Genomic DNA, 12882 nt, shown 5'->3' with positions numbered 1-12882 from the left:
AATCACACCTCCCTAAGCCGGCTTTCGGCCAGTTTCCTGTTTGAATACCAGATGATCGCACGCTGCAAGACGATGAAGACGAAGAGCAGGACGCCAATGACGATTTTCGTCCACCAGGAGGACAGAGTTCCATCGAAGACGATATAAGTCTGGATGAGACCCTGGATGAGGATGCCGACGAACGTGCCGGCCACCAGGCCGACGCCCCCGGTCAAAAGCGTGCCACCGATAACCACGGCCGCAATCGCATCAAGCTCGACGCCGACCGTCGCCAGCGAATAACCGGACGAGGTGTAGAGCGTATAGGCAATGCCGGCGAGACCGGAGAGAAAACCGGACAACGCATAGATGCCGATCGTCGTCGACCCGACCGGCACGCCCATCAGCTCAGCCGATTGCTGGTTGCCGCCGATCGCGTAGACATTCGCACCAAACCGGGTGCGGCCGGCAACGAAGGCGCCGACGATGAAGACAGCAAGCATCAGGATGGCCAGTGCGGTGAGACGCCCGCCGCCCGGAAAGCGGAAATAGAAACCCTGGATCGCATCGATCATTTCATGGCTGATCGGCACGGATTGGGTCGAGATGAGATAGGCAGCACCTCGGGCGAGGAACATGCCGGCGAGCGTCACGACGAATGGTGGGATGCCGAGATAACGGATCATCGCGCCCATCAGGCTGCCGAAGATGGTCGAGATAACCAGCACGGCGGCAAAGGCGATCAAGGGATGGACACCGAGCGAATTGACCATCACAGCGACGAAGACGCTGGCAAAAGCGATCATCGAGCCGATCGACAGGTCGATGCCGCCCGACAGGATGACAAAGGTCATGCCGACCGCCGCAATGCCGAGAAAGGCGTTGTCGGTCAGAAGGTTGCCGACGACGCGCGTCGAAAACATGTTCGGGAACTGCAGCACGCAAAGTGCATAGGCGATGACAAAAATGCCCAATGTCGTGACGAAAGGCAGGTTGCGGGAATGGATCATCGTGCCGCTCCTTCAGCCTTTTTAACCGGCTTGGTATTTGCTGCTTCAGGCTTCTTCGGCTGTTTCATAAAGCCGATGAGCGAGAGGATCGCCGGCGATTGCAGTGTCAGCACGATGATGATGATGACGGCCTTGATGATCAGGTTGAATTCCGGCGGGAAGCCGGAGACCAGAATGCCCGTGTTGATCGACTGGATGATCAGTGCGCCGATCAGCGACGCGGCGATCGAGAAACGTCCACCATTCAGCGACGTACCGCCGATGACGACGGCGAGAATCGCGTCGAGCTCCAGCCAGAGACCGGCATTGTTGGCGTCGGCGCCACGGATATCGGCGGTAACGATCAGCCCGGCGATTGCCGCGCAGATGCCGGAAATCGCGTAGACAAAGAACAGCAGGAAGCGCGCCCGAACGCCGGCAAGCGTGGCCGCCCGGCGGTTGATGCCGGTCGCTTCGATCAGGAAGCCGAGCGCCGTGCGCCGGACGAGAATGCCGATCAGAATGGCGGCCGTGATCCAGATCAGGATCGGGATCGGAATGCCGGCCAGCGCGCCGGAGCCCAGCGCTGCAAAACCGTCGTCGTTGAAGGTGAGGATGACCCCTTCGGTGATGAGCTGGGCGATGCCGCGGCCGGCCACCATCAGGATAAGCGTCGCGATGATCGGCTGGATGTCGAGAAGCGCCACCAGCACGCCGTTCCACAGCCCGCAGAGGAGTCCGACGCCGAGCGAAACGAAAACCACGACCGGCAGCGGATAACCGTTGGTGATCAGGGTCGCGGCGACCGCGCCGCAGATAGCGATGACCGCGCCGATCGAAAGGTCGATGCCGCGCGTGGCGATGACCAGCGTCATGCCGATCGTCAGCAGTGCCACGGGTGCGGCGCGTACCAGAATATCGACGAGACTGCCGTAGATGCGGCCGTTCTGCATCGAGATCGTCAGGAAACCGGGCGCGATTGCGGTGATCAGCGCCAGGATGATGGCAAGCGCGATGATCTGCGGCGCGAGGCGTTTTATGCGGCGGCTGAGACTGTTCATTCGGCCGCCTCCAGACGTGCGGAAGAGGCGATTGCCTGCATGATATTGTCAGCGGTCAGTTGATCGCCGGAAAGTTCGGCTACGTGGCGGCGGTCGGAAAGCACGATGACGCGATGCGCCACGGCGGTCAGCTCTTCCAGTTCCGACGAGATGACGACGAGCGACATGCCTTCGGCACAGAGCCGTTCGATCATCTTCAGGATTTCCGCATGCGCGCCGATGTCGATGCCGCGGGTGGGTTCATCGAGGATCAGCAGCCGGGGGTTGGTTGCCAGCCAGCGGGCAAGGATTGCCTTCTGCTGATTGCCGCCGGAGAGAAACTTGATCGGCCGGTTGGCATCCGGCGGGCGGATATCGAGCGACTTGATGAAGCTTTCGGCGAGCTGTGCCTTTTCCCGCGAGGAAATCGGCTTCGACCAGCCCTGGCGGGCCTGCAGCGCCAATGCGATATTATCGGCCACCGAAAAATCGCCGATAATGCCATCGGTCTTGCGCTCTTCCGGGCAGAAACCGAAACCGTTGGAAATCGCCGCTTCCGGAGAGGAGAGGGCGATCTCCTTATTGTCTATGGTGGCGGTGCCGCTGTCGGCGCGGTCGATGCCGAACAGCAGGAAGGCGGTTTCGGTGCGGCCGGACCCGAGCAGGCCGGCAATGCCGACCACTTCGCCGGGGCGGACGGAGAGATCGAAGGGCGCCACGCTGCCGCGCTTGCCGTAACCGGCAAACCGGATCGGCGCTTCCGCGGTCGGAGCGATTGTCTCCGCTTCCGCCTGATGCTCGCGGGTAATGTGCTGCAGCTCGCGGCCGAGCATCATCGAGATCAGCTCAAGACGGGGCAGTTCGGCAAGCTTTTTCGTGCCGACCAGCCGGCCGTTGCGCAGCACGGTGACGCGATCGGCGACGGCATAAACCTGGTTCAGGAAATGGGTGATGATGATGATGCCGAGACCTTCTTCCCTGAGCCTGCGCAGCACGGAAAACAGCATTTCGACTTCATGGGAATCGAGGCTGGCGGTCGGTTCGTCGAGCACCAGAACCTTGCCGGAAAGATCGACGGCGCGGGCGATCGCCACGATCTGTCGGATCGCGACGGAATAGGAAGACAGAAGCGCGTCGACATCGATGCTCAGCCCGTAGCGCGACAGCAGGGCTTCAGACCGGCGGCGCATTTCGCGGCGGTCGATCAGGCCGAACTTGCGCGGCTGACGGCCGAGATAAAGATTTTCCGCCACGGTCAGGTTTTCGAGGAGATTGACCTCCTGATAGACGGTGCCGATGCCAAGCGCCTGGGCTTCCGCGACATTGGCGGGTGTGACGTCCTCGCCATCGAGAGCGACCGTGCCGCGGTCACGGGTATAGACACCGGTCAGGATCTTGATCAGCGTCGATTTGCCGGCGCCGTTTTCACCGAGCAATGCATGGATTTCACCGCGCGCCAGCGTAAAATCCACGCCGTCAAGCGCCATGATGCCGAGGAAGGACTTGCCTATGCCTCGTGCGTCCAACAGAGAAGTCTTATCCGACATTCCAACTCATCCCGCAAATACCGAAGAACCGGAGCGGCGAGGGGCACCGCTCCGGTCGCTGAATGCGTCCGGCCTGTTGTAGGAGGCTAGACCGGACGACGGGAGATCAGTAGCCGAGGCCCTTCTTGGCTTCGTAGACCTTCATCGGATCATCCTTCTGCGTGTACAGCTTGGATTCCGTCTGGATCCACTTCTTCGGCTCTTTCTTATCCTTCAGATAAGCGTTGAGCGCTTCGAAGGCCGGGCCTGCCATGTTGGGGGTCAGTTCGACGGTGGCGTTGGCTTCGCCCTTCGCCATGGCCTGGAAGATATCCGGAACGGCGTCGATCGAGACGATCTTGATGTCGGTGCCCGGCTTCAGGCCGGCTTCCTTGATTGCCTGGATAGCGCCGACGGCCATGTCGTCGTTATGGGCGTAGACGGCGCAGATGCCCTTGCCGCCGCCTTCGGCCTTGATGAAGCTTTCCATGACTTCCTTGCCCTTGGTGCGGGTGAAGTCGCCGGTCTGCGAGCGGACGATCTTGATGTTGGAAGCAGCCTTGATGCCTTCTTCAAAACCCTTCTTGCGGTTGATGGCCGGCGAAGAACCGGTCGTGCCCTGCAGCTCGACGACCTTGCAGTCCTTGGAGCCGACATCCTTTGCCAGCCATTCGCCGGCAACCTTGCCTTCGAAGACCTGGTCGGAGGTCACAGCCGTCAGGTAAAGGTCCTTCGGAGCGTCGATTTCGCGGTCGAGAAGGATGACCGGGATCTTTTCTTCCTTGGCTTCCTTGAGAACCGCATCCCAGCCGGTTGAGACAACCGGTGCGATGAAGATCGCGTCGACCTTCTGGGCGATGAAGCCGCGGATCGCCTTGATCTGGTTTTCCTGCTTCTGCTGCGCATCGGCAAACTTCAGCGTGACGCCGCGCTTTTCGGCTTCCTGCTTGGTGACGGTGGTTTCAGCCGCACGCCAGCCGGATTCCGAACCGATCTGCGAAAAGCCGACGGTCAGCGAAGCTGCGGAAACGGTGGAAGCGAGAGACAGGGTGAGAACGGCCGCAGCCGTCGCGAGTGCTCTTTTCATCTTTAATCCTCCCAGAGATGATAAGCGATCTGACGGCGGCAACATGTGCATATAATATTACTTTTACAAGCGCTAATTTTTTCGATTTTACGATTTAGTGCCACGTAGCGCATCAAGCGCCATCTACAATCGATTGAATCCCTGTGGAAAAAGCGTTTTTAACCATGCATAGTAACACGCTTTTATGACAATCGTCGTTCTTGACAAGGCGCCGGGCAATCCAATAGTCGTATTATTGACTACATCGGGGACCTTGAGATATCCGATGGGAGGAGTGCGGCGCCGGGAGATGCCGTGATTATTCGGATAAGCATTGGGTGACGAAATCGATGTTGCGTATTCTTCAGGTTCGGGATGGCGCCGGAGCGCTGAGTGTTGTCGCGTGGGATGGCGAGAGCGCCGCGCGCGTCGTAAAGGGCGTTTCCTCTACCTATGATCTGGCAAGCCAGGCGATTGTCGCCGGCCAGACGCTGCGAGAGCGTATCGATGCCGCCGGTTTCGGCGATACCGTCGATCTCGACAAGGCCGCTGCCGAAGGCCGCATCGCGCTGCCAATCACCCATCCGGACCCGGCGCATTTCATCGTCGCCGGCACGGGCCTGACCCATCTCGGTTCGGCCGATGGTCGTGACAAGATGCATAAAGCTGCTGCTTCGACCGAAAAACCGACCGACTCCATGCGCATGTTCCTGATGGGCGTCGAAGGCGGTAAGCCGAAAGCCGGCGAAACCGGCGTTCAGCCGGAATGGTTCTATAAGGGCAACGGTTCGCAGCTTCGCGCCACCGGCGAAGACCTCGTTTCCCCGGCATTCGCGCTGGATGGCGGCGAAGAACCGGAACTGGCAGCGATCTATCTGATCGGCCAGGACGGCACGCCGTTCCGCGTCGGTTTCACGCTTGCCAACGAATTTTCCGACCATGTGACGGAAAAGGGCAACTATCTCTGGCTCGCCCATTCCAAGCTGCGCCAGGCGGCGCTCGGCCCGGAACTGATCGTTGGCGACCTGCCGGATCATGTTGAAGGCACGTCACGCGTTCTGCGTGACGGCAAGGCGATCTTCGAAAAGCCGTTCCTGTCAGGCGAAGCGAACATGTCGCACACCATTGCCAACCTGGAACACCATAACTTCAAATACGAAATTTTCCGCCAGCCGGGCGATCTGCATGTCCACTTCTTCGGCACCGCGACGCTCTCCTTCTCGGAAGGTATAAAGACGGAGCCGGGCGATGTGTTCGAAATCGCTGCAGCTCCCTTCAAGCTGCCGCTGTCCAACCGGTTGGCCGTCGAGGCTGCAAAGCCGGTCACGATCAAGTCGCTCTGAGAGGCAGACATGGCTCCCATTCGTCTCGCAATCGTCGGGCTCGGCAAGATCGCCAGGGATCAGCATCTCGGCGCGATCGCCGCGACCGACGGCATCGATCTTGTCGCCGTCGCAAGCCGCAATGCCCAACTCGACGGTGTCCACTGTTTTAACGAAATCGGCGATCTGCTCGCATCCGGCATCGAAATCGATGCCGTTTCGCTCTGCACACCGCCGCAGGGCCGGTTCGAACAAGCCAAGGCCGCCCTCGACGCCGGCAAGCATGTGATGCTGGAAAAGCCGCCGGGCGCGACGCTTTCGGAAGTCTATGCGCTGGAAGCGCTTGCCAAGGCCAAGGGCCTGACGCTGTTTTCCACCTGGCATTCGCGCGCCGCTGCCGCCGTCGAACCGGCGCGGGCGCTGCTTGCCAAGCGTAAGCTGAAGAGCGTTTCGGTCGAGTGGAAGGAAGATGTGCGCCACTGGCATCCGGGCCAGGCCTGGATCTGGGAGCCGGGCGGCCTCGGTGTTTTCGATCCGGGCATCAATGCGCTGTCGATCGTCACCCGCATCATGCCGGAAAAATTCCATCTGACCCGCTCGGATTTGACCTTCCCGGCCAACCGCGCAGCACCGATTGCCGCTTCGCTTGCCTTCGAAACGGATAGCGGCGTGCCGGTTTCAGCCGAATTCGACTGGCGCCAGACCGGTCCGCAGACCTGGGACATCACGGTCGAGACGGACGAGGGCAAGATCGTGCTGACGCATGGCGGCAGCCGTCTCATCGTCGATGGCGAGGCCCAGATCGTCGAAGAAGATCGTGAATACCGCAATCTCTATCGCGATTTTGTTGCGCTGGTTGCCGCAAAATCGAGCGATACCGACTTCTCGCCGCTGGTGCATGTCGCAGATGCCTTTATGTTGGGCCGACGCATCCAGACAGAGGCCTTTGAGGACTGATCATGAGCAATTCAGAGAATGCACCGTCGAACGAAATAGCCAAGGCGGGTCATAGCCGCAGCGAAGGGCGCAAACTCCGCTCGCGTGCGTGGTTCGACAATCCGGACAATATCGACATGACGGCGCTTTATCTGGAGCGCTACATGAACTTCGGTCTGAGCCAAGCCGAATTGCAGTCGGATCGTCCGATCATCGGCATCGCCCAGACCGGTTCGGACCTCTCGCCCTGCAACCGCCATCACCTGGAACTTGCCAACCGTTTGCGCGAAGGCATTCGTGAAGCCGGTGGCATCGCCATCGAATTCCCGGTCCATCCGATCCAGGAAACCGGCAAGCGCCCGACCGCCGGCCTCGACCGCAACCTTGCCTATCTCGGCCTCGTCGAAGTGCTTTACGGTTATCCGCTCGACGCCGTCGTGCTGACGATCGGCTGCGACAAGACCACGCCGGCCTGTCTTATGGCCGCGGCCACCGTCAACATCCCGGCGATCGCTCTGTCGGTCGGCCCGATGTTGAACGGCTGGTTCCGCGGCGAGCGCACCGGTTCGGGCACCATCGTCTGGAAGGCCCGCGAACTGCTGGCCAAGGGCGAGATCGATTATGCGGGCTTCGTGAAGCTCGTTGCCTCGTCGGCCCCGTCGACCGGTTACTGCAACACGATGGGCACGGCGACGACGATGAACTCGCTGGCCGAAGCGCTCGGCATGCAGCTTCCGGGCTCGGCCGCCATTCCGGCGCCGTATCGCGATCGCCAGGAAGTCTCCTATCTGACCGGCCTTCGCATCGTCGAAATGGTCAAGGAAGACCTGAAGCCTTCCGACATTCTGACCAAGGACGCCTTCGTCAACGCCATCCGCGTCAATTCGGCGATCGGCGGCTCGACCAATGCGCCGATCCACCTGAACGCGCTCGCCCGTCATATCGGTGTCGAGCTGACGGTCGACGACTGGCAGACCTATGGCGAAGAAGTGCCGCTTCTCGTCAACCTGCAGCCGGCCGGCGAATATCTCGGTGAAGATTATTATCATGCCGGCGGCGTGCCGGCGGTCGTCAACCAGCTGATGACGCAAGGGTTGATCAACGAGGATGCGCTCACCGTCAACGGCAAGACGATCGGCGAGAACTGCCGCGGCGCGATCATCGAGGATGACAAGGTCATCAAGCGTTATGACGAGCCGCTGAAGCCGCGCGCCGGGTTCCGCGTGCTGCGCGGCAACCTGTTCTCCTCGGCGATCATGAAGACCAGCGTCATCTCGCCGGAATTCCGCGAGCGTTATCTCTCCAACCCGAGCGATCCGGAAGCCTTCGAAGGCAAGGCGGTCGTGTTCGACGGTCCGGAAGATTACCACCACCGCATCGACGATCCGTCGCTCGCCATCGACGAGCACACGGTTCTGTTCATGCGCGGCGCCGGCCCGATCGGTTATCCGGGTGCGGCCGAAGTCGTCAACATGCGTGCGCCGGACTACCTTCTGAAGCGCGGGATTTCGTCGCTCGCCTGCATCGGCGACGGTCGTCAGTCCGGCACGTCCGGTAGCCCGTCGATCCTCAACGCTTCGCCGGAAGCCGCTGCCGGCGGTGGTCTCGCGATCCTCAAGACCGGCGACCGGGTGCGTATCGACCTCGGCCGCGGTGAAGCCAACATCCTGATCTCCGACGAAGAAATCGCCACGCGCCGTACGGCACTCGAGGCGGAAGGCGGCTTCAAGTATCCAAAGCACCAGACGCCCTGGCAGGAAATCCAGCGCGGCATCGTCGGCCAGATGGAAACCGGCGCGGTTCTCGAACCGGCCATCAAGTACCAGCGTATCGCGCAGACCGAAGGTCTGCCGCGCGACAACCATTGATCCAAGGACCGGTCGGCTTGCCGACCGGTCTCCGATCACCCCAGGGCGGCGGGAGGCCGCTCACGACACTGAATCCGGGGGCTCGATGGGAGCCGCCGCAAAGGAGGAGCAATCCATGCGAATGTTCAAATATCTCGCCACCGCAACGATGTTGATGGGCCTGGCCATGGGCTCGGCTGCGTCCGCCGCCGACAAGGGCCTCGTCGGCGTTGCCATGCCGACCAAGTCCTCGGCCCGCTGGATCGCCGACGGCGACAACATGGTCAAGATCCTGAAGGAACGCGGTTATTCCGTCGACCTTCAGTATGCGGAAGACGACATTCCGAACCAGGTGTCGCAGATCGAGAACATGGTCACCAAGGGCGCCAAGGTTCTGGTCATCGCGTCGATCGACGGCACGACGCTCTCCAACGTCCTGCAGCAGGCTGCCGACCAGAAGATCAAGGTCATCGCTTATGACCGCCTGATCCGCGACACGCCGAATGTCAGCTACTACGCGACCTTCGACAACTTCCAGGTCGGCGTTCAGCAGGCAACCTCGCTGGTGAAGGGCCTCAAGGCCGACACCGAAAAGGGTCCGTTCAACATCGAACTCTTCGGCGGTTCGCCGGACGACAACAACGCCTTCTTCTTCTACAACGGCGCGATGAGCGTTCTGCAGCCGCTGATCGACAAGGGCACGTTGAAGGTCGGTTCGGGCCAGGTCGGCATGGACAAGGTCGCCACCCTGCGTTGGGACCCGGCAACCGCCCAGGCCCGCATGGACGCGATCCTGTCCTCGACCTATTCCGACAAGAAGCTGAACGGCGTCCTGTCTCCTTATGACGGTATCTCGATCGGCATTCTCTCGTCGGTCAAGGGCGTCGGTTACGGTTCTGGCGGCCAGCCGATGCCGATCGTCACCGGCCAGGATGCTGAAGTCCCGTCGGTCAAGTCGATCATTGCCGGCGAGCAGTATTCGACCATCTTCAAGGACACCCGCGATCTTGCCAAGGTCACCGTCGACATGGTTGATGCTGCGATGAGCGGCAAAGAGCCGACCGTCAACGACACCAAGACCTATGACAACGGAAAGAAGGTCGTTCCGTCCTACCTGCTGAAGCCGGTGGTGGTTGACAAGTCGAACTGGAAGCAGATTCTGGTCGACGGCGGCTACTACAAGGAAGCCCAGGTCAAGTAAGGTCGTTTAAATTGTTGGCGTGCGCGGCGGCAAAGACCGCCGCGCCGTTTTGGTTATCTGGGAGCTGTCATGCTTGATCCCTCAACGAATACCGTCCCGCATCCGATCCCGCCGGTAGAAAAGCCGCCGATTCTGGAAATGCGGGGGATTTCGAAGAGTTTCGGCGCCGTGAAGGCGCTTTCCGACGTCAGTTTCGCGGTGCAGGAAGGCGAGATCCACGCGCTTGTCGGCGAAAACGGTGCCGGCAAATCGACTCTGATGAAGGTCCTGTCGGGCGTCTACCCGCACGGATCCTATGAGGGCTCGATCCTTTTCGACGGTGAGGAGCGGCAGTTCCGCGACATCAACGATTCCGAAAAGCTCGGCATCATCATCATCCATCAGGAGCTCGCGCTCATCCCGCTGATGTCGATCGCCGAGAATATCTTTTTGCACAGCGCGCCGTCGAAATTCGGCATCATCGACCGCGACGAGCGCCGCCGGCGCACCAAGGCTCTGCTCGAGAAGGTGGGCCTCACCGAAGCGCCCGAAATGCTGATCACCAATATCGGCGTCGGCAAGCAGCAGATGGTGGAAATCGCGAAGGCGCTGTCGAAGGACGTGCGCCTGCTGATCCTCGACGAGCCGACCGCATCGCTGAACGAAACGGACAGCGCGGCACTTCTGGAGCTTCTGAAGGAATTCCGCCGCCGCGGCATCACCTCGATCATGATCAGCCACAAGCTGAACGAGATCACCGAAATCGCCGACCGCATCACGGTTCTGCGCGACGGCCGCACTGTCGGCACGATGGATTGCCATGCGGGCCCGGTCGACGAGGACGAGATCGTCCGCCGCATGGTCGATCGCGATCTCGAAAGCCGTTACCCGAAGCGCGAGCCGAAGATCGGCGACGTGGTCTTCGAAGTCGAGAACTGGTCGGCCTTCCACCCGCTCCATTCGGAGCGCCAGGTGGTCAAGAACGTCTCCATGAAGGTCAGGGCCGGCGAAATCGTCGGTATTTCCGGCCTGATGGGCGCTGGCCGCACCGAATTTGCCATGAGCCTGTTCGGCCGCTCCTGGGGTCGCCATATCACCGGCACCGCCAAGCTGCACGGCAAGGAACTCGATCTTTCGGACGTCCACAAGGCGATCAAGGCGGGGCTCGCCTATGTCACCGAAGACCGCAAGCAGCTCGGCCTCGTGCTTGCCGAAGACATCCGCAAGAACATCTCGCTCGCCCATCTCGGCGGGGTGTCCAAGCGCGGCGTCATCGACGATATCGCCGAGATGAAGGTGGCGCAGGAATTCCGCGGCCGCATGCGTATCCGCAGCCACAACGTCTACCAGGAAACCGGCAAGCTTTCGGGCGGCAACCAGCAGAAGGTGGTGCTGTCCAAATGGCTGTTCACCGGCCCCGAAGTGCTGATCCTCGACGAGCCGACCCGCGGTATCGACGTCGGTGCGAAATATGAAATCTACACGATCATCAACGAACTTGCGGATGCCGGAAAGGCTGTCGTGGTCATCTCGTCGGAAATGCCGGAACTGATCGGCATCTGCGACCGGATCATGGTGATGCACGAAGGCGAATTCGTCGGCGAAGTTGCCGGCGAACAGGCCACGCAGGAAAATATCATGCGCGCCATCATGCGCCGCAAAGTGAGGGAACAATGAGCAACCCGTCGAATACCACGGCTGCTCCGCAGCAGCGCGGAACCGGCTTCTGGAAGGACAACCTTCGCGAATACGGTATGTTGATATCGCTGCTCGCGATCGTCCTGATCTTCGCCTACCTGACCAATGGCGTGATCCTCAGGCCGCTGAACCTCACCAACATCATCCTGCAGAACAGCTATGTCGTCATCATGGCGCTCGGCATGCTGATGATCATCGTCACCGGCCATATCGACCTGTCGGTCGGCTCGGTCGCCGGATTCATCGGCGGCGTCGGGGCGGTGCTGATGGTGCCGTATCACATCGATTTTGGCGTCGCGGCCCTTCTCTGCCTTATCCTCGGCGGGATAATCGGTGCGGCACAGGGCTATTTCATTGCCTATCTCAAGATACCGTCGTTCATCGTCACGCTGGCGGGCATGCTCGTCTTTCGCGGCCTGATGATCACGGTTCTCGGCAGCCAGGCGATCGGCCCGTTCGATCCGAGCTTCCAGAAACTGTCCTCCGGCTTCATCCCGGAACTCATCTCGTCTGAAGGCAGCTTCTACGTCACGTCCTTCATCATCGGCATCCTGCTAGCGGTTTTCCTTGTCTGGCAGAGCTTCCAGAGCCGCGTGCGCCATCTGTCGCATGGTGTCGAGACCGAGCCTCTGGCTCTTTTCATCGGCAAGAATGTGGTGGTGTTCGGCATCATCGCCTATATCGCCTACCTGATCTCGTCGTATCGCGGCATGCCGAACGTGCTGATCATCATGGGCGTGCTGATCGCGGCCTATGCCTTCTTCACCAACCGCACGGTGATCGGCCGTCAGATCTATGCCGTCGGCGGCAATGCCAAGGCAGCCGAGCTTTCCGGCATCAAGACCCAGCGGCTGGTCTTCTGGACCTTCGTCAACATGGGCGTGCTTGCAGGCCTTGCCGGCCTCGTGGTCGCCGCGCGTTTGAATAGCGCGACGCCGAAGGCCGGTACCGGCTTCGAGCTCGACGTCATCGCGGCCTGCTTCATCGGCGGGGCGTCCGCCTATGGCGGTGTCGGCAAGGTGACGGGTGCCGTCATCGGCGCGTTCCTGATGGGCGTGATGAACAACGGCATGTCGATCCTCGGCATCGGTATCGACCTGCAGCAGGTCATCAAGGGCCTCGTCCTGCTCGGCGCCGTCTGCGTCGACGTCTATAACCAGCGCCGCTAATCGCTGCTCACGACCGCTCTCTTACCGCCCGCTGCGACAACCGTCGCGGCGGGCGTTCCGTTTCTGGGATATGCTCGAAGACCCGCTCGTCGGTTATCGTAATGGCCATCCGGTCTTCCCAGAGGTGGCT

Annotated in this window: 10 protein-coding genes; 6 read left to right on the top strand and 4 right to left on the bottom strand. The window is 60.8% G+C overall.

The features are described from left to right. Positions 1–2: 2 nt before the first annotated feature. The 4 genes from yjfF to ytfQ form a co-directional block, all read right to left on the bottom strand. On the bottom strand, positions 3–989 hold the full coding sequence (yjfF, locus tag KX729_RS11925; RefSeq protein ID WP_219742687.1) for a galactofuranose ABC transporter, permease protein YjfF: 987 nt from the start codon (positions 987–989) through the stop codon (positions 3–5). Then, the gene (locus KX729_RS11920) at positions 986–2029 is read right to left on the bottom strand and encodes an ABC transporter permease (protein ID WP_219742686.1); all 1044 of its coding nucleotides are present in this window, start codon (positions 2027–2029) and stop codon (positions 986–988) included. Before KX729_RS11920 ends, yjfF begins: the two co-directional genes overlap by 4 nt. Next, entirely contained in the window at positions 2026–3555 is a 1530-nt protein-coding gene (ytfR, locus tag KX729_RS11915; RefSeq protein WP_219742685.1) for a galactofuranose ABC transporter, ATP-binding protein YtfR, read from the bottom strand. Before ytfR ends, KX729_RS11920 begins: the two co-directional genes overlap by 4 nt. 106 nt (positions 3556–3661) lie before the next feature. Beyond that, positions 3662–4621, bottom strand: a complete 960-nt coding sequence (gene ytfQ, locus KX729_RS11910; protein WP_219742684.1) for a galactofuranose ABC transporter, galactofuranose-binding protein YtfQ — start codon at positions 4619–4621, stop codon at positions 3662–3664. A gap of 329 nt (positions 4622–4950) precedes the next feature. On the opposite strand from ytfQ, the gene araD1 reads away from it, so the two are divergent. From araD1 to mmsB, 6 genes are all read left to right on the top strand, one after another. Continuing rightward, a complete protein-coding gene (araD1, locus tag KX729_RS11905; RefSeq protein ID WP_219742683.1) occupies positions 4951–5943 on the top strand; it encodes an AraD1 family protein in 993 nt (330 codons plus the stop codon). 9 nt (positions 5944–5952) lie between these two features. Then, complete coding sequence (locus KX729_RS11900; protein ID WP_219742682.1) at positions 5953–6879, top strand: Gfo/Idh/MocA family protein; 927 nt, start codon at positions 5953–5955, stop codon at positions 6877–6879. A gap of 2 nt (positions 6880–6881) precedes the next feature. Then, positions 6882–8726, top strand: coding sequence for an IlvD/Edd family dehydratase (locus KX729_RS11895; RefSeq protein ID WP_246617560.1), 1845 nt, complete (start codon positions 6882–6884; stop codon positions 8724–8726). Positions 8727–8847: 121 nt separating this feature from the next. Further along, positions 8848–9906 (top strand): multiple monosaccharide ABC transporter substrate-binding protein, encoded by a 1059-nt coding sequence (gene chvE / locus KX729_RS11890; RefSeq protein WP_219743113.1) that lies wholly within the window; start codon positions 8848–8850, stop codon positions 9904–9906. 69 nt (positions 9907–9975) lie between these two features. Continuing rightward, the gene (mmsA, locus tag KX729_RS11885) at positions 9976–11562 is read left to right on the top strand and encodes a multiple monosaccharide ABC transporter ATP-binding protein (RefSeq protein WP_246617559.1); all 1587 of its coding nucleotides are present in this window, start codon (positions 9976–9978) and stop codon (positions 11560–11562) included. Beyond that, on the top strand, positions 11559–12752 hold the full coding sequence (gene mmsB / locus KX729_RS11880; protein WP_219742681.1) for a multiple monosaccharide ABC transporter permease: 1194 nt from the start codon (positions 11559–11561) through the stop codon (positions 12750–12752). The genes mmsA and mmsB overlap by 4 nt, the downstream gene beginning before the upstream one ends. The last annotated feature ends 130 nt before the right edge of the window (positions 12753–12882 follow it).

Source organism: Neorhizobium populisoli, assembly GCF_019430945.1.
In the GTDB taxonomy this organism is placed as follows: Bacteria; Pseudomonadota; Alphaproteobacteria; order Rhizobiales; family Rhizobiaceae; genus Neorhizobium; species Neorhizobium populisoli.
The sequence above is the reverse complement of the archived record's forward strand: the minus strand, read 5'-3'. Positions and strand labels throughout refer to the sequence as shown.

Excerpts from the sequence above, each read along its gene's own strand:
- yjfF (WP_219742687.1), bottom strand. The coding sequence starts at position 989 with ATGATCCATTCCCGCAACCTGCCTTTCGTCACGACATTGGGCATTTTT.
- KX729_RS11920 (WP_219742686.1), bottom strand. The coding sequence starts at position 2,029 with ATGAACAGTCTCAGCCGCCGCATAAAACGCCTCGCGCCGCAGATCATC.
- ytfR (WP_219742685.1), bottom strand. The coding sequence starts at position 3,555 with ATGTCGGATAAGACTTCTCTGTTGGACGCACGAGGCATAGGCAAGTCC.
- ytfQ (WP_219742684.1), bottom strand. The coding sequence starts at position 4,621 with ATGAAAAGAGCACTCGCGACGGCTGCGGCCGTTCTCACCCTGTCTCTC.
- araD1 (WP_219742683.1), top strand. The coding sequence starts at position 4,951 with ATGTTGCGTATTCTTCAGGTTCGGGATGGCGCCGGAGCGCTGAGTGTT.
- KX729_RS11900 (WP_219742682.1), top strand. The coding sequence starts at position 5,953 with ATGGCTCCCATTCGTCTCGCAATCGTCGGGCTCGGCAAGATCGCCAGG.
- KX729_RS11895 (WP_246617560.1), top strand. The coding sequence starts at position 6,882 with ATGAGCAATTCAGAGAATGCACCGTCGAACGAAATAGCCAAGGCGGGT.
- chvE (WP_219743113.1), top strand. The coding sequence starts at position 8,848 with ATGTTCAAATATCTCGCCACCGCAACGATGTTGATGGGCCTGGCCATG.
- mmsA (WP_246617559.1), top strand. The coding sequence starts at position 9,976 with ATGCTTGATCCCTCAACGAATACCGTCCCGCATCCGATCCCGCCGGTA.
- mmsB (WP_219742681.1), top strand. The coding sequence starts at position 11,559 with ATGAGCAACCCGTCGAATACCACGGCTGCTCCGCAGCAGCGCGGAACC.